Genomic DNA, 17081 nt, shown 5'->3' with positions numbered 1-17081 from the left:
CCGTTTGCCCGCACCGTTACCAGCATACGCGTCGGCGGGGCGCGGATCATCTTCTCTACGCGGTCATGACGAACGTCACACGTGTGGCGCCCCTGGGCGGAAGGCCCCCCACGAGCCTCCCGTACCGTCCCGTCACCCCTTCGCACGTCCCCCCGTTGACGGAGCAGTGAACGGATTTATGGTTCGTTCACGCCTCGGGCCACCGGACCGGCGACGCCGACCGTGGCGAGGCGCTCTTTCCTGAAGTCCCAAGGAGTCCCACGATGACGACCCTCCGCGACGGGGCCCGCGCGCCCTCTTCTCCATTTCCGGTGCTTCCGCTCCGCAACGGGGTGCTCTTTCCCGGCGCGGTGATCGCTCTTCCCATCGGCCGCGAGCGCTCGGTGGCGCTCGTCCGCACGCTGAACAAGGGGGACGTGATCGGCGTCCTCACGCAGAAAGACCGCAACCTCGGGGATCCGGCCGAGTCGGATCTCTATCGCCTCGGGACGTTCGCCCGGGTGGTGGAGACGGGCAGGCTGCCGAGCGGGGACATGAAGCTCGTCATCGAGGGCGTGGGCCGCATGCACCTCGGTCGTATCGTGCGTCGGGATCCATTCTGGCTCGCGGAGGGCGAGGTCGCCGCGGAGACGAGCGAATCGAGCGAGGAGGCCAAGCTCTTCGCCCGCGCGCTCTTCGATCAGGTGCGCGAGCTCGGCCGTGGAATCGAGAATTCGATCGAGCCGTCGCTCGCCGAGGAGGATCCGGGCCTGTTCGCGGATCGGGTCTCGGCGCTGCTCGGGCTCACGTCGGACAAGGACATGCGGGTGCTCGAGGCGCTCGACGTGGTCGAGCGGCTGCGTATCGTCGCGGGCTTCGTCATCGAGCAGAAATCGCTCTCCGAGGTGAAGCGCAAAATCGAGCAGGACGTGCGCCGCGAGATCGGCAATCACCAGCGCGAGGCGATCCTGCGCGAGCAGCTCCGGGCCATCAAGAAAGAGCTCGGCGAGGAAAGCTCGGACGACGAGACGGGCAAGCTGCGCGAGCGGCTCGAAAAGGCGAATCTGCCCGAGGAGGTGCGCACGGTCGCCGATCGCGAGATCAAGCGGCTCGAAGCGCTTTCGCCGCAGCAGGCCGAATACAACGTGATCCGGACGTACCTCGACTGGATCGCGGAGCTACCGTGGAGCCAGCGCGCCGACGCGAAGGACGACATCGACGCGGTCGGCAAGAAGCTCGACGAGGACCATTACGGCCTCGGCGACGTGAAGCGCCGGATCCTGGAGCACATCGCAGTGCTGAAATTGAAGGGCACGGCGAAGGGCAGCATTCTCTGCCTCGCGGGCCCGCCCGGGGTTGGCAAGACCTCCATTGGGCAATCGATCGCGGACGCGACGGGGCGGCCGTTCGTGCGGATCGCGCTCGGCGGCGTGCGCGACGAGGCGGAGATCCGCGGGCATAGGCGCACGTACGTGGCGGCGCTCCCGGGCCGGATCGTGCACGGGATGAAGAAGGCGAAGGTGAAGAACCCGGTCGTGCTGCTCGACGAGATCGACAAACTCGCGGTGGGCTGGGCGGGCAATCCCGAGGCGGCACTGCTCGAGGTGCTGGATCCGGAGCAAAACAAGACGTTCCAGGACCATTACCTAGAGCTGCCGTTCGACCTGTCCGAGGTGCTCTTCGTCTGCACGGCGAACGACCTCGGCACGCTGTCGGCGCCGCTCCGCGATCGATTGGAGATCATCGAGGTCCCCGGATACACGCCGGACGAGAAGGCGCAGATCGCGCGCCGGCACCTGATCCCGAAGCAGCTCGCGGCGCACGGGATCCCCGAGGGCACGTTGACGATCACGGACGACGCGCTCCGGGCCATCGTGCGCGATTACACGCGGGAGGCGGGCGTTCGTCAGCTCGAACGGGAAATCAAGAAGCTCTGCCGCGCGCTCTCGCTGGAGGTGGCGCGGGCGAAGGACGAAAAGCCGAACCTGCACGTGGAGGAGAGCGATCTCGGAAAATACCTCGGCAAGGTGAAGTTTTTCGCGGAGGTGGCGGAGCGGACGGCGTCGGCGGGCGTTGCGACGGGAATGGCGTGGACGCCGGTGGGCGGCGACATTCTGTTCATCGAGACGAGCCGGATGCCGGGCCGAGGCCGCGTGGAAATCACGGGGCAGCTCGGCGACGTGATGAAGGAATCGGCAAAGGCGGCGCTTTCGTACGTGAAGAGCCACGCGGCGGAGCTCGGCGTGGATACGTCGAAGCTCGAAGAGGAGGACCTGCACATTCACGTGCCCGCGGGCGCCGTGCCCAAGGACGGGCCGAGCGCGGGCGTGACGATGTTCACGGCGCTGACCTCGCTGCTCTCGTCGCGGCGGGTGCGCAGTGATACGGCCATGACCGGCGAATGCACGCTGCGTGGGCGCGTGCTCCCCGTCGGCGGGATCAAAGCGAAGGTGATGGCCGCGCATCGGGCCGGCATCAAGCGGGTGATTCTGCCGCAAAAGAACGCGCGCGACGTCGAGGAGGTGCCGGAGGAGGTGCGTAGCTCGCTGACGTTCGTGTTCGCCGAGGACATGAGCCAGGTGATCCACGCAGCGCTGGAAGATCGGCCGGCCGACGAAGAGACCGTCCCGCTCGGCAACGACGCGGAGACGGGCGGCGAAGTGCGCGCGGTTCATTGACGAGCGACGGCGATCGACGCGCCGCAGCAGGTGTAGGCGGATCTCTGCCAAAATCCCGGCGGGCGGCGCGTCGACACTTCTCCAGCCATTCCACGCGTGCTACGTTCCCCGTCGCATCGCTTTCGCGCGGAGGAATGGAAATGACCTTATCGTATTTCGGGCGGACGCTCGCGGGTCTCGTTCTCACGGGCACGCTCGGTCTTTTGGGCTGCAAGGGTACGGTCGTGATCGGGGGCGGCGGCGAGGACGGCCAGCCTGGTCAGCCTGGCCCGGGTGATCCCGGCGGCGTCGTGAACCCGCCCCCCGTCTGCGGCTCGGAGCTGCACCTCATCGGCATCTACGAATCACACGGCAATCACGGCGGCGGCGTGCACCCGCCCGGCGCGGCTTCGGTGCACGTCGAGCGGCAATCGAGCTCGATCCTGGTCCTCTCGTCGTACGAGCCGGTGCACTGGACCGTCACCGCGGCCGAAGGCGTCACGCTCGAAAAGGTGATCCTGAACGGCTATCACGATCAAACGGCCGACGTGCCCGCGGGCGTGGCGGTCGAGATTCACGACGGCCCGGACGGTTCGCTCGGCGCGTATGGCTATGCATGGCCGCACGCCGAGGGCGGGAGCGATACGCAGACGCTCGTCGCCGCGGTCGAGAACCTGACGGGGCGCGCGTTGACCTCGTTCCACGGCTGTTATCAGGCCACGCACTTCACGCTGCACGACGACCTCCAGGCCGACTCGTCGTGTGCAATCGAGCAGGGCTACACGCAGACGAGCCACGTGGCCGAGGGCATGCTCGAATGCGACGACGAGCCGGAGGGCGCGGATTCGTGCGCGGGCAAGGAGGCGCCCGGGGTTTACGATTTCAAGTTCTGCTGGGACCAGGGCGGCTCGATGCACACGCCGGACAGCTCATGCGAGGAGGCGCTCGACAACTGCCTCTTGAACAGCCCGCTCAACCCGGATCGAAGCGTGATCTGCCGCTTCGACGGCGAGGTCGTGCACCTGAGAGAGGTCGTGCCCGGCGACTGCGACGGGTTTTGATCCGATACCGCCATTGACACGCGCCGGGCTCGCCCGCTCGCGGGTCCGCGCGGGCCCTTCCTGTCAACACAAAAGCGCGGCTCTGGATCGACGCTTCGGCAGGCGGGCGTTCATGCTGCGACGCGGCGGCCGATGAGAAAAGTCGTTCGCAGCAGAGGCACATAGCCCACGCGCGGCCGCCATGGTAGAGGCCGTGCGTGAGTCCTGTCACCCCCCAGCTCCGCCGTCTCTATGCGACCACGTTACCGTTCGGGATTGCGTGCGGCATCTCGATCGGTCTCACGGCGGTGCACCTGAACCGGCTGGGGTACTCGAAGGATTCGATCGGCTTTCTGGCCCTCTTCTTCGGCGCGGGGCTCGTGGCCTTCGCGCTCCCGGTCGGGGCGATCATTCGACGGTTTTCGGCCGAGCGAGTCCTTTCCGCGTCGCTCGTCGGGTACGCGGGCTGCCTCGCCGCCTTCCCGTTCGCGAAGACCTTCGCCCAGGTCGCGGGCGTGCGCTTCGTCGACGGCCTGTTCACGATCGGCATATGGGTCAGCTCCGAGACGGTGCTGCTCGCGCAAGCCCGGAAGGAGCACAAGGCGTACCTCACGACCCTTTATGCGATATGGCTCGCGAGCGGATACGTGGCCGGTCCGCTCATGGCGACGGGCATGGATCGGTTCGTTCCTGCGACCGTCTCGTTCGGCGTGGCCGCCCTGTTCGCGCTCAGCGCCGGCCTTTACGTGGCCTTGAAGATGCCGCCGGCGCCGCCCGTCGAGGGCGCGAGCGCGGATGAGGAGACGGAGGGCGAAAAGGGCTCGGAGCTCTCGGCCGCCACGATCCTGTGGCGTATCAAGACGTCGTGCTTCGCCTCGTTCTCGTACGGCTACTTCCAGGCGGCCGTGGTGATTTTCCTGCCGCTTTACCTCATCGAGTCGAAGGGGATTCCCGAGAACCGCACGATCGTGCTGCCGGGGCTGTTTTGCCTCGGCATGATGATCTTCTCGAACGTGGCGGGCCGGGTCGCGGACCGCGTGGGGCACCTGCGCGCGGTCCGCGTGCTCTCGTTCATCGGGCTCTGCTGCGTGGCCGGCTTCATCTACGCCGACAACTATTGGCTCATGCTCGCCATCGTCTTCGGGACGGGCGGGTCGTTCGCGTCGATGTCGCCGGTCGCGCTCGCGCTCACGGGCGTCATCGTCGAGCCGCGCGATTACAGCCGGGCGAACTCGATCTACAACATGTTCTACGCGGCGGGCATCCTCTCGGGCCCGCTCGTTGCGAGCCAGATCTTCCAGCGCCTCGGCGGGGTCGCGATGCTTTACCACCACGTGGCAATGTGGGCCGCGTTCGTGCTGTTCACCGTGATCTTCATGTACGACGATCCGGCGGCGCGGCGACGGCGGGACGCGAAAGACGTGAACGACCCGGACCCGACGGGGCTGCCGGGCGGGGCCGCGGGCTGAGAGGGTTTTACGAACCCGACGCGGTGGGGCTGACCGGCACAGGCGCCGCCGGGGTTTGCGCGAGGCGCATCGGCGGCAGCTTGCCGTACGTCGCGGCGCGCCACAGCCATTCGAGCGGGCCATAGCGGAAACGCGCGAGCCAGAATCGGCTCCAGACGACCTGCACGGCGAAGATCGCCACCGCGATCCCGGTCCCGAGGAGCGGGCCGACTTTGCCGTACCAGCCAAATCCGTAACTATAAAAGAGCGTGGTCGCGATCAGGCTCTGCGTCAGGTAATTCGTCAGCGGCATGCGGCCCGGGCTCGCGAGCACGAGGAGCACGCGCTTGCCGCGGTCGGTCTGGAGCAGGAGCGCGATCGCCGCGATGTAAGCGATGCAGAGCAGGGGCCGGTTCACCCGGAAGAGCAGTTCGGCGAAGAAGCCGTACCAGGTCCAGCCTTCCGGCGGGGGCATGGGTCGGAACTCGAAGAGCAGAGAAAAACCCACCGACGCGGCGATTCCGAGGCTCAGCGAGATCCAGAGGACCTTGCGAATCCGCGGGAGGTTCTCCGCGACGTCCTCGAGCAGCCGCTTTTTGCCCGCGTAGAGCCCGAGGAGCATCGTGACGAACACCGAGAGATACCACCAGATCATGCCGTGGCCGATCCGGATCATGGCGTACGCATCCGCGAAAACCGCGAGCCGCGCCCCGATTTGCTCGAGATAGGTCCCCGTCGAGTAGATCCGCATGTGCTCATGCGCCATGGCGACCCAGAAGGATCTCGGATGCGGGGGCGCTTCTTGCAGAAGGAGCCCGATCATGCTGCGCACGGTCGGCGCGAGGAACGCGATCGCGATGAGCCCGAAGACGAGCCGATCGGAGGCGCGGCGCAAGGCGAGCAAGAAGAGCCCGAGGACCGCATACGTGTGCAGCACGTCCCCGTTCCAGAGGAAGATCGCATGCGCGGCGCCCACGAGGAAAAGCACGGCGACACGTCGCAGGTAGAGAGGCGTGAGGCGCGCGCCGCTCGCCTCGGCGCGCTGCATCTGGACGGTCAGCCCGAGGCCGAACAAGAACGAGAAGATGGAGTTGGCCTTGCCCGCGAACACGATCGACGTGACGGTCTCGGCCGCCCGGTCGTAGAAGCGCGGGAAGTAGTGCTCGTCGAGCGCGTGGATGCCGTCGGGCACGCTGAAGCCCGGCATGTTCATCACGATGATGCCGAGCAGGGCGAACCCGCGAAGGACGTCGAGAAGCGGGTTGCGTTCCTCCGGGGCGACGGGTGTGAGCGGTGGGGCGCCCTCCGTCTTGCTTTGTTCCTCTGCCATGTGGGGACCTCCACCGATGGAGAGTCACTCCGCCTTGCTTTGTTCCTCTGCCATGTGGGGACCTCCACCGATGGAGAGTCACTCCGGGCGCGATGTGAACGAAAAAGCGCACCCGGGCCTCCTTACTCACTCCGGGTTGATCCCGGCGTGAGGCCCTCGGCCTGGCCGTCAGCTATGCTGAAACGCGGATTGGCCGGCCAGCACGCGCTCGGCCTCGGTCTCGTCGAGCAGGATGTAGCCGCCGCGCTCCCTATCGTAGACGTGCACGTCGCCCGTCGCGACGTCGAACCACCAGCCGTGCAGCGTGATCGCGCCCTCGTCCACGAGCGTGCGGACGTTCGCGTAGCTCGCGATGTGCTCGAGCTGCTGGAGGACGTTGGCCTGGGAGAGGCGATCGACAGCCGACAGGTCGTCCTTGATGAAGGGCGAGCGCACGAGGCGCGCAAAGGCAGCTTCGCCGTGCGCGAGCCACGCCTTGAGGTTCGGCAAGGCGCTGTAGTTCTCGCGGCCGTTGAGGATGGCCTCGATGGCGCCGCAGCGAGAATGACCACAGACGACGATGTGCCTGATCTTGAGCTTGGCCAGGCTGAACTCGATGGCCGAGGCTTCGGAGACGTCGCCCACGGAGATGCCGGACGCGGTGGCCGGCGCGACCAGGTTGCCGACGCTCCGAACCACGAAGAGGTCCCCCGGGTCGGTGGAGACCATCAGGTTCGGGACCACACGGCTGTCGGCGCAAGCAAAGAAGAGGACGTCCGGCTTCTGCCCCCGCTCCGCGAGCTGCTTGAAGAGCGGAGCCAGGCCGGGGAGCTTGTTCTTGCGGAAGTCGATGAGGCCGCGGATCAGCTTTTCCATGACCGCCGAAGATAGACCAGACGTAATTGGTGAGCCAACGAAATAGTTGGCAACGCAAACTAAATTCTTACGAGGTCGTGGGGTCGGCCTCCGCGGCAAGGCAGGCGACGAACCCCTCGCGATACGTCGGGTAATCGAGGGAAACCCTTAGCTCTCGTCGAATCTTCCCGGCGTCGACGCGACGGTCGTTCCGGAGGGTCGGGGGAAGGTGATCCCTCGGGACCTCGGTGGGTCGCGGGACGCCGAGCCGAGCGCAGAGCCAGTCGATGACCTCGGACTGAGGGACGGGCGCATCGTCGGCGACCACGAAGACCTCGCCTTTCGGAGCACGCGCGAGCGCGGCGAGGGCGAGGCGCGCGAGGTCCTCCACGTGGATGCGGCTGATGACGGCGTGGCCGCCTTCGGCGATCTTGTGTTCGCCCCGCGCGAGCCGGACGTGTAGGCCCCGACCCGGGCCGTAAATGGCCGCCGCGCGGAGGACGATCCCGCCGGCCGCGCGCACGAGGGCCTCGGCCCGGAGGCGGGCGGCGGCGCGAGGTTCACGGGGATCCACCGGAGTTTCCTCGTCGATCCGGCCCGCGGCGCTGCCATACACGCCGGTCGAGGAGATGTAGACCGCAGACGCGGCGCGGGAGAGAAGGGGCAAGAGGGCGGCGTCGGTCGCGTCGTCGGGCGGGTATGTGACGAGGACGCGCGTGTCCTCGCGGAGGAGCGGCGCGACGAGGGCTTCGTCGAGGCGGGGCACGAGGCGGACGTCGACGCCGAGCCGTGACAAGGCGGCGGCGCGCTCGGGGGAGCGGGTCGTGCCCACGACGCGGATCCCCGCGGCGAGGGCCTGCTTGGCGGCGAACGTTCCCGTAAAACCACAGCCGAGGATGACGAGTGTTTCCGAGGCGTCCACGATCGCTCCTACCGCAGGAAAAATGCGCCGAGAAGGGCCTGCGCCACGAATCCGACGAGCGTGGCGAGGAGGGCCGTCCGCGTGCGGAGATGGTGCGCCCGTGACAAACCCATCGTGCCGAGCGCGAGGCAAGAGGCCGCGGCGAGCGGCGCGTAATACCGCATGGCCTTTCCGATGGCCGAAAAGCCGAGGGCGAAATAGACGGCGATATCGGGCACGATGAAGAGGAGCGTCATCGGCACGGCATACGCCACGCCGAATACCGCGAGCGACGCATCCTGCCGGCTCCCCTCCCCGCCCGGCGGGGATGCGCGGCGCGCGATGGCATGCGTGATGCCGCCGCCGACGCGCCAGAGGACGAGGTAAAGCGGCACGGCGAGGAGGGCCTGGACGAGGTAATGCCGCTCCCGCCCGAGCCCCGGCAGGCCAAACCTCGGCGCATGGCCCGAAAGGAAAAGGAGAAGGGAAAACGCGGTGTGCAAGGCGCCGAGCACGAGCATCGCCGCCCGCCCTTCCCGCGCGTCCGCGCGCGCCGCGACGCCCGCCATGGCGGCGCGCGGGCCACGGAGGACGTCGAGGAAAAGCGACCAGGCAGGGCGGGGATCGGGCATCGGCGCGCCCATTCGATAGCGGAAAGGGTGGGCGCGGGAAAGGGGGTTTGTCGTCGCTCAGGAAGCGAGGGCGTCCTCGGTGTCGTCGTCGTGCGCCGCGGCGGGCGCGTGTACGCGGGTCCTGGAGGCGGGCGCGAGCTCGGCGGCCGGGACGATCTGGAGCGAGCCGTCGGGCGGGGCGAGGAGGTCTGCGATGTGGCGGACGCCGAGGATGTCACGGGCCGCGAAGAGGCCGGAGGTGGCCGCGCCCGCGACGCCATGGCTGAGCGTGCTCGCGCCGACGCTGTAAAGGCCGGGGACACTGGAACGAATGGGGAAGGAAAAGGGGCCGAGCTGGAGGGGGCTCTTCGCCGTGCCATAACTCGAGCCGCGGTGGGTCTCGCAATAAAAATCGTTCGTGAGGGGCGTGCCCACGGAGCGGAAGGTGAGGTTCTTGCCGAGTCCGGGGATCACACGCTCGGCCGCGGCGATCAGGGCGTCGCCGAGGCGCTCCTTGAGGTCGCGGTATCCCTCGGGGCGCGCCGCCGCGGTGCCGGCCCAGCGTTCGAAGGGTTCGTACGGGACGAACGTGAAGAGCTCCAGGGTATGGTGGCCCTTCGGTGCGTGGCCGGGGTCCTTCAGGGTGGTGACGGTGAGGAAGAGACCCTCGATGATTCCGTGGGGGAGCGCGTGGAGGGCGCGCTCGTAGACGCCGTTCACGTCGAGGGTGCGATAACACCAGTAATTGCCCGAATCGAGGCCCATCGCGGGTAGGTCGAGGTCGGTAGCGCAAAAGACGCTGAGGATGCCGACGGAGTATTCCATGCGGCCGGTCTTCCGGCGCTCGCGCTCGCCGTGCGGCGGTTCGAGGAGCTTGCCGAAGGTGATCGCGGGGTCGGCATTGGAGACGACGGCGCGGGAGGCGATACGCTCGCCCGATTCGAGTTCGACGCCGGCCGCGCGGCCGGATTCGACGAGGATGCGGCGGACCCGGGTGCGGAGACGAATCTCGCCGCCGCGCCTGCGGAGGGCCTTGATCATGGCCATCGGAATGCGTTTGGCGCCGCCGCGCGGATAATACCCGCCGTCGTAGTAATGGTTGATCATGCGGGCATGGAGGGGGAGCGAGACGCGCGATGGGGGCAAACCATGGTTGCCCGATTGCGCGGCGAGGATGCCGCGGAGGAGCGGGTCGCGAATGGTGCTGTCGAGGAGGGCGTGCTGGGTGCGCAGGCCCCACACGAAGAGGTCTTTCGAGCGGAACGGGAGCTCGAGGGCGCCGCGCGGGGAGACGAGGAGCTCCTCGCAGCGGAGGGTGCCCTCGACAATGCGGCCGATGACGTCGAAGTATCGCGCGAGCCCCTTGCGCTCGTGGGGGAAGCGGGAGACGAGGCGCTCGAAATAGCGATCGAAGCCACGCGGGACATCGAAGCGCTCGCCGCCGAGGAGGAAATGGTCGAAGCCGTCCGGCGCGAGCTCGTGAAACGTGAGGTCCGAGCCGAGGCCGAGGCCTTCGTAGAGCGCGCGGGCGGACTGGCCGGGGCCGAGCTCGCCGATATAATGGACGCCAGGGCTGAATCGATACCCTTCGAGCGCGAAGCTGTGCGTCCAGCCGCCCGGCAAGTAATGCTGTTCGAGGACGAGCACCCGCTGCCCCGCGCGCGCGAGCGCGAGCGCAGCCGTGAGCCCCCCCGCGCCCGACCCAACGACGATCGTGTCCCAGCGCTCCATCGGAAGATCCTCCTCGATCTCGGGTTGGATGTCGGAGGGGGGAGGCGGTGTTGCGGGGGCATGACATTTCGTCGAGCAACAGGCGAGGCGCGGACGGAACGGACGAGCGGATGACGGCTTTCGCGCCGCCCGCCCGGCTGGTAAGCTTCTTGCTCGGAATGCCCTGCCTGCAAGGGGTGGTTGAATGAGGGTCGTTCGTGCGTCGCCCGAGGTGGACGTCGACGTGGAGAGCAGCACGGTGCTGGTCGATCCCGCGCTCGCGCAGACGGAACTCGGCCCTCCTTTGGAGCTCCGGTCGGAGCGTCGCAGCGTGCCCCCGTCCCTCGCGGAACGGTACGAGGACATTCATTTCCTCGGCGAAGGCGGGATGGGGACCGTCTATCGCGGCCGGGATCCGCGGCTCGGACGCACGGTGGCGCTCAAGCTGCTCAAGGGCAGCGATCCGGAGCTCGGGCGGCGTTTCCTCCAGGAGGCGCGGTCGCAGGCGAAGGTCCAGCACGAGAACGTTTGCCGGATCTACGAGGCCGGAGAGGCCGACGGCGAGCCTTTCATCGCAATGCAATACATCGAGGGTGAACCGCTCTCGAAAATGGCCGGACAGCTATCGCTCGAACAACGCGTGAAGCTGATGCGGGAGGTCTCGGCCGCGGTCCACGAAGCGCACCGGCTCGGGCTCATTCACCGGGACATCAAGCCCGGCAACATCATGGTCGAAAGGAGCGCGGACGGGGACATCAAGCCCTACGTGATGGATTTCGGTCTGGCGCGGGAGGTCGCGGACAAAGGAGAGACGGTGACGGGGGCGGTGCTGGGGACCCCGGCGTTCATGTCGTCGGAACAAGCAAAGGGCGACGTGCGAGCGCTGGATCGACGCTCGGACGTATATTCGCTCGGCGCGACGCTCTACGACGTCGTCGCGGAGCGGCCGCCGTTCGTCGCGCCACACACGTGGAAGCTTTTGATGATGGTCGCCTTCGAGGAGGCGCCTGCGCTGGGGAAGGTGAAGAAAGGGGTGCCGGCGGATCTCGAGACGATCGTGATGAAATGCCTGGAGCGAGATCCGGGGCGGCGATACGAATCGGCGCGGGCGCTCGCCGAGGATTTGCAGCGGTTTTTGGACGGAGAGCCGATTCTGGCGCGGCGGGCGTCGGTGGGGTACGTGCTGTGGAAGAAGGCGCGGAAACACAAGCTCGCGACGGCGGTCTCCGGCGTGCTCCTCGTCGCGGCGCTGGCGCTCGCCGGCGTGTGGTGGAAGGCACGGCAGCAGGCGGCAGCCGAGGCGAGGATCGCGCAGGAGCTCGGCGAGCGGGTGAAGGAGATGGAGCTCTTCTTGCGCGCGGCCTACGAGCTGCCGCTGCACGACGTGGAGCGCGAGCGGGACGTGGTGCGGCGGAAGCTCTCGGCGATCGAGGAGCGGATGAAGGAGGCGGGGCGCGTGGGCGAGGGCCCGGGGCATTACGCGCTCGGGCGGGGATATCTCGCGCTGGGGGATCCGGAAAAGGCGCGGGAGCATCTGGAGAAGGCGGTCGGCGCGGGGTATCGATCGCCGGAGCTCGAATACGCGCTGGGGCGGACGCTCGGGGAGCTTTATCGGCGGGCGCTCGCGAAGACGAAGCGGATCACGAACGCGGAGGAGCGCAAGAAGCGGGAGGCGGAGCTCGCGGCGGCGCTGCGAGCTCCGGCGCTCGGTCATTTGAGGGCGGCGTCGGGGGCGGAGATCGAGGCGCCGGCGTACGTGGAGGGGCTCATCGCGTTGTACGAGGGGAAAAACGAGGAGGCGCGGGCGAAGGCGCGGGAGGCCTTCGAGCAGGCGCCATGGATGTATGAGGCGAAGAAGCTCGAGGCGGATGCATTGTTCGCGGAGGGGAGCAAGTATCGGCACGACGCGGCGTTCGATTGGGACAAGATGATGCTGTCGTTTGGCCCGGCGGCCGAGGCGTACAAGGTCGCGGCGGAGATGGCTGAGAGTGATCCGGAGGTGCATCGGGCGGAGTGTGAGCTTTGGGAGAAGATGGGGCTCGCGGCAGGAGCGCTGGGAAAACCTGCGCAGATCGAGTTCGGTAACGCGGAGGCCACCTGCGCCCGGGCGGTACAATCAAGCAGCCTGGATGGCGCCGCGCGGGTCGAACGTGCGCTCGCGCTTTATTACCGATTTTTCACGGAAAATGCCCAGGCGAATGACGCGGACGCGGCTCAGCAAGCCGTCCTCCAGGCCGTGGAAGAGGCCGTACGCGTCCGCCCTCGGGACGCGATGGCGCTTTACGCGCTGGCTGCCACATTGAACGTCCGGGCAGCGCGGCAGGCCGCGCGCGGCGAGCGCGTGACCGCCGAGGATGCGATAGCGGCGTTCCACCGCGTCCTCGACGTCGAGCCTCGGTTTACCTGGGCGCTGAACGAACTCGGACAAACGTATCTGATAAAAGCGGAGTTCGACCGTCTCCACGGCGAGGATCCTCGCCAGCTCCTCGGGAGCGCATCGCAGCGGTTCGATCAAGCCATCGAAGTGGACCCGAGCTTCACCTTGCCCATGTTCGGCAAGATCCGCGCTGCCATCTACAGGCTCGTGTACGAGACCGAGCACGGGCTCGAAGCGCAGAGCAGCGTGGATGCACTCTCGAACGCCGTAGCCCTGGTCGAACAGCGGAGCCTCGGAGGCTTTCTACCCGCCTACTACGCGGCCAAATCGTTGCGGGTTCGGGCTGCGTACGAGCTCTCGGTCGGCAAGGATCCTCGCGCCTCGATCGCCGCAGGCCTGGAGAAGATCCATGCATTCGCGACGCCAGGCACGGAGACGGGCTTCTTGTTGATGGAGGTCGCCGAGCTCCGGCTGCTCGAAGCCGAGCACACACTCTCCAACCGCCTCCTGCCCGTCCCCGAGCTCCTTTCGGTGCGGGACCGCGTGGAGAAGGTCGCCGAGGAGGACACGTGGGACATCGATTCTCACCATATCCTGGCCAGGCTCCACCTCTTCGCCGCCCGCGCGCGCGCGGTGAGCGGCGAGGCGCGCGAGCAAGGATTCGATGCCGCGGCGGCCGTCCTGCGACCTCTCGTCGCGAAGGAGCGCAACGACCCTCGGCCCTATCAGATGCTCGCCGAGATTCACGCGAAAAAGGCCCCGTGGTTGGATGGGCACGAGAAAAGCGCGAACGCTGATGTCGACGTGGGGCTCGAATTCGCAGAGAAGGCGCTCGCCATTCACCCGCACAGCGCGCAAGCGTTCGTGGCGAAGGGGGAGCTCCTCCTGGTACGGGCGAGGGTCTCACGCGGAGAGGATCGAAAGAAAGCCGCGCGCGCGGCGGGCGAGGCGTTCGTGGCAGCGATCCGGGAAAACCCGCGGCTCGCGGCGGCGCATCAGGCGAACATTCAGGAGGCCAAGGGAATGGAGTGAGCGAGTGTCCGGCAACGCAGGAACGTCGGACGGAGCGGGCGCTCAAGGGCAAGTCGCGTCGCTCGCCTTCAAGTAGCTGTGAATCGCGTAGGAGCGGTTCGAGCAGCCCTCGAACGTCGAATGCAACGGATCGCTGCAGAAGGCATCGAAGGTGTCGCAGAGTCCCATGTAGCTGAAGCCGCAGGGCGTATACGTCGCGTCACATGCCCGGAGGGTCGCCCCCTCGGCAGAGCTGCAGAACGTCACGTCGCTACAGATGTACGCATTGAACGCTGGAGTGCTATCGGTGTTGCTACCCAGCGGCATTGTAGAATCGAACATATTGCCCCACACCGTCGACTCCGGCACCGTGTAGGGGTAGGCCTCGCTGGCTCGATAGGTGATCTCCGGGTGAGCGCCTCCGAGCAGGATGTTGATCGTCGCGCCGTAGCGGTTGGTGCGCGCCACGACGCAGGCCGTGACCCACCTCTTTTCATCCGTCGTGAGCGCGCGCGTGCTCCAGTCCGGCGCAAGACCGATCTCACCATGGTACTGCTGGAACACGGGCACGGAGAACCCCCCACTCGTCATGTACCCGACAATATGTCCCGTGTCCCCCACGGTGGTCCCCTCGGCCAAGGCGCAACCGATGAGCTTCTCCAGAAACTCGACCCTGGCGCCTGCCCACTCACCCGCCGCGCTGGGCGATGGCATGTCGGGCATGCTGGGCAGGAAGCCGGAAGGGGCCAGCGCGGCATTACCGATCACACGAACGGTCCGCTGCACGCCATGATTATGGGTGACCCGATACCTCAAGTGATTGGTGGTCCCCGGATCGCCACCTGACCCGAGATGAGCCTCCCCGAGCACCTCACCCTCGGGATCCCAACCCGGATCCTCGGGGTCTGCCATGCAACCCAGGCCATAGAGGCTCATGGCGATGAACACGAACGGCGAAGCACAACGAAGCAGCGTGGTTCCAGGGTTCAAGAGAGAGCCTCCTGTCGAAGGTGACGATCACGGACATTGCACCCGTCGTGCCAGAGGTCGTCCGGAGGTGCTTCAGGCCCGAAAGGCACACGTGAAAGCTGCGTCTACACGATCCTCGCCCGGACGCGGGGCCCGAGCGGGGATCGGCGCGCGTAACGTAGGTACGCGCGTGCGTCATCCGTGGACGCGGAGCTCCGGGCGATGGGAGCGGACCTCAGTAGGTCTGTCTGACGAAGACGCCTTCATTTGCAAAGCCGACCACGTCCTGCGTTCCATCACCATTGATATCCGCCATCATGCGCGGGTGCATGTCCACGCGCCATCCGAAATCATAACCGAAGCCTTCTACCAGGTGGCTCGGCAGCTCGAACGAGCTCCCGGTAGAGCGCGAGATATAAACGCCGTTGCCCCCAAAGCCGACCACGTCATCTTTCCCGTCATTGTCTACATCCGCCATCATGCGCGGGTGCTGTTCCACGCGCCATCCGACTTGATTATACCCGAATCTGTTGACCCAGAGCTGGGGCGTCGTGAAGGAGCTTCCCGTCGAGGTAGACACGACCACGCCGTTGTCACCGAAGGCAACGATGTCCTGCTTCCCGTCGCCGTTGACATCGGCCGTCATCCGCGGATGCATGTCCACGCGGTAGCCGTGGTTGTAACCATAATTCCCGACCCAAAGCGATGGCGTCGAGAAGGAGCTTCCCGTCGAGAGCGCCACGTACACGCCGTTGTTGGCAAAGACGACGACGTCTTGTTTCCCATCGTTGTTGACGTCGGCCATCATGCGTGGGTGCTGGTCGATGCGATAGCCATGATTGTAGCCGTAATTGGCGAGCCAGAGCGACGGCGCCGTGAACGAACTTCCCGTCGAGAGCGAGACCACCACGCCATTGTCCCCGAAAGCGACGACGTCCGGCTTCCCATCGTTGTTGACGTCGGCCATCATGCGCGGGTGCTTGTCCACGCGGTAGCCCTGATTCCAGCCATAATCGCCGACCCAGAGTGACGGCGCCGTAAACGAGCTTCCCGTCGAGAGCGAGACCAGCACGCCTGCGTCCCCAAAGCCGACCACGTCCGGCTTCCCATCGTTGTTGACATCCGCCATCATCCGCTCGTGATATTCGGTGCGCCAGCCGTGATTGTAATTATATTGGTCCACCCATAGTTCCGGCGCCATGAAGCCGGTCCCGGTGGACCTGGACACGAGCGTCCCCGCATCGCCGAATGCGACGACATCCTGCTTTCCATCCTCGTCGACGTCCGCCATCATACGCGGGTGCTTGTCCACACGCCATCCCTGAACATAGCCGTACTCCGTTATCCATCGCGGAGTGCCGTACATCTGGATCGCGCCCTGGATGTCGCTCTCGCTGAGCGTGCCGTTGCCGTTCCATTCCGGATTGCAGTAATTCATCACCGAATCCAGATCCCACAAGTTTAGCGTGAGGTCACCGTCGCTCCCCTGCTCCTCATCGCACCACGACGGGGTGTCGGGCCGATTCTGCTCGTGAGCGAATCCGAGCGCGTGCCCGAACTCGTGCACCGCGATTGCTTCGATGCAGAACCGGCGCGAGTTCTGACAGTCCGGGGACCAGTTTTGGAAGGTAAAGTTCAATACCATACCATCCGTTTCGCCGTCGAGATCGGTGCCGAGGCCATCTGTGTGTGGGCCTTCATCGGAGATTCGGATGCGAATTCCATTCGACGAGCTGGTGCATGTACCCCAGCCATTGAAATCCACCCGCGTGTGGGCGTCCCACGACGCGAGGACGGCTTGTCTGACCCAGTCTCTCTCGGCTTGAGGCGCCGCGCTGGGGTTTTCCCAGCAGACCTGGACGGACTCTCCGCTCCACAGCTTCGACGAGGCTACATAAAGCGGGGCCACGTCCGTCTGAACGTTTTCCTCGGCGGAGGGTTCGGCCGGGCCAGAGCAGCCGGTCGACGAGTAGGAAACGGCAAGGACCGACGCGATGGCAATCGCCATGGAATGATAACGTTTCATGGGTGTCGAAGCTCCAGCGGGATACTGTGTTGGGCCGCGTTGCTCGCGGTGCGGATAGCCGCAAAGCAACCCGCATGCCGACACGCGAGAGCTGCGTGCACCCGAGCCTCGCTCGGACGCGGGGCCCGAGCGAGGCTCGGCGCGCGTAACGTAGGTACGCGCGTGCGTCATCCGTGGACGCGGAGCCC

The 17081-nt window shown here is 66.6% G+C and carries 11 protein-coding genes; 4 read left to right on the top strand and 7 right to left on the bottom strand.

The genetic code is table 11. From position 1 onward, the window contains the following. The first annotated feature begins 263 nt into the window (after positions 1-263). The 3 genes from lon (at position 264) to KEG57_RS30045 (ending at position 5145) form a co-directional block, all read left to right on the top strand. The gene (lon, locus tag KEG57_RS30055; RefSeq protein WP_272421828.1) at positions 264-2657 is read left to right on the top strand and encodes an endopeptidase La; all 2394 of its coding nucleotides are present in this window, start codon (positions 264-266) and stop codon (positions 2655-2657) included. Positions 2658-2797: 140 nt separating this feature from the next. After that, a complete protein-coding gene (locus KEG57_RS30050; RefSeq protein ID WP_272421827.1) occupies positions 2798-3697 on the top strand; it encodes a hypothetical protein in 900 nt (299 codons plus the stop codon). A gap of 197 nt (positions 3698-3894) precedes the next feature. Beyond that, on the top strand, positions 3895-5145 hold the full coding sequence (locus tag KEG57_RS30045) for an MFS transporter (protein ID WP_272421826.1): 1251 nt from the start codon (positions 3895-3897) through the stop codon (positions 5143-5145). Positions 5146-5152: 7 nt separating this feature from the next. Here the strand turns inward: KEG57_RS30045 and KEG57_RS30040 are convergent, their stop codons facing one another. From KEG57_RS30040 to KEG57_RS30020, 5 genes are all read right to left on the bottom strand, one after another. Beyond that, positions 5153-6454, bottom strand: coding sequence for a DUF418 domain-containing protein (locus tag KEG57_RS30040; protein ID WP_272421825.1), 1302 nt, complete (start codon positions 6452-6454; stop codon positions 5153-5155). Positions 6455-6622: 168 nt separating this feature from the next. Continuing rightward, positions 6623-7309, bottom strand: a complete 687-nt coding sequence (locus KEG57_RS30035; protein ID WP_272421824.1) for a carbonic anhydrase — start codon at positions 7307-7309, stop codon at positions 6623-6625. A gap of 67 nt (positions 7310-7376) precedes the next feature. Beyond that, entirely contained in the window at positions 7377-8210 is an 834-nt protein-coding gene (locus KEG57_RS30030) for an NAD-dependent epimerase/dehydratase family protein (protein WP_272421822.1), read from the bottom strand. 8 nt (positions 8211-8218) lie between these two features. Then, positions 8219-8821, bottom strand: a complete 603-nt coding sequence (locus KEG57_RS30025) for a YIP1 family protein (RefSeq protein WP_272421821.1) — start codon at positions 8819-8821, stop codon at positions 8219-8221. Between the two features lie 57 nt (positions 8822-8878). Continuing rightward, complete coding sequence (locus tag KEG57_RS30020; RefSeq protein ID WP_272421820.1) at positions 8879-10531, bottom strand: phytoene desaturase family protein; 1653 nt, start codon at positions 10529-10531, stop codon at positions 8879-8881. Positions 10532-10715: 184 nt separating this feature from the next. Here KEG57_RS30020 and KEG57_RS30015 point away from each other — a divergent pair, with 184 nt between their 5' ends. Then, positions 10716-13919: a serine/threonine-protein kinase gene (locus KEG57_RS30015; protein ID WP_272421819.1), complete on the top strand. Its 3204-nt coding sequence runs from the start codon at positions 10716-10718 to the stop codon at positions 13917-13919. Positions 13920-13961: 42 nt separating this feature from the next. On the opposite strand, the gene KEG57_RS30010 is transcribed toward KEG57_RS30015, so the two are convergent. Continuing rightward, positions 13962-14888 (bottom strand): hypothetical protein, encoded by a 927-nt coding sequence (locus KEG57_RS30010; protein ID WP_272421818.1) that lies wholly within the window; start codon positions 14886-14888, stop codon positions 13962-13964. Positions 14889-15102: 214 nt separating this feature from the next. Then, positions 15103-16893 carry an FG-GAP-like repeat-containing protein gene (locus tag KEG57_RS30005; protein WP_272421817.1) on the bottom strand — a complete coding sequence of 597 codons (1791 nt, stop codon included), beginning with the start codon at positions 16891-16893 and terminating at the stop codon, positions 15103-15105. Between the last annotated feature and the right edge of the window lie 188 nt (positions 16894-17081).

Source organism: Polyangium jinanense (assembly GCF_028435365.1).
Note: the sequence above shows the minus strand (reverse complement) of the source record. Positions and strands in the feature narration are given on the sequence as shown.

Excerpts from the sequence above, each read along its gene's own strand:
- lon (WP_272421828.1), top strand. The coding sequence starts at position 264 with ATGACGACCCTCCGCGACGGGGCCCGCGCGCCCTCTTCTCCATTTCCG.
- KEG57_RS30050 (WP_272421827.1), top strand. The coding sequence starts at position 2,798 with ATGACCTTATCGTATTTCGGGCGGACGCTCGCGGGTCTCGTTCTCACG.
- KEG57_RS30040 (WP_272421825.1), bottom strand. The coding sequence starts at position 6,454 with ATGGCAGAGGAACAAAGCAAGACGGAGGGCGCCCCACCGCTCACACCC.
- KEG57_RS30035 (WP_272421824.1), bottom strand. The coding sequence starts at position 7,309 with ATGGAAAAGCTGATCCGCGGCCTCATCGACTTCCGCAAGAACAAGCTC.
- KEG57_RS30025 (WP_272421821.1), bottom strand. The coding sequence starts at position 8,821 with ATGCCCGATCCCCGCCCTGCCTGGTCGCTTTTCCTCGACGTCCTCCGT.
- KEG57_RS30020 (WP_272421820.1), bottom strand. The coding sequence starts at position 10,531 with ATGGAGCGCTGGGACACGATCGTCGTTGGGTCGGGCGCGGGGGGGCTC.
- KEG57_RS30015 (WP_272421819.1), top strand. The coding sequence starts at position 10,716 with ATGAGGGTCGTTCGTGCGTCGCCCGAGGTGGACGTCGACGTGGAGAGC.
- KEG57_RS30005 (WP_272421817.1), bottom strand. The coding sequence starts at position 16,893 with ATGAAACGTTATCATTCCATGGCGATTGCCATCGCGTCGGTCCTTGCC.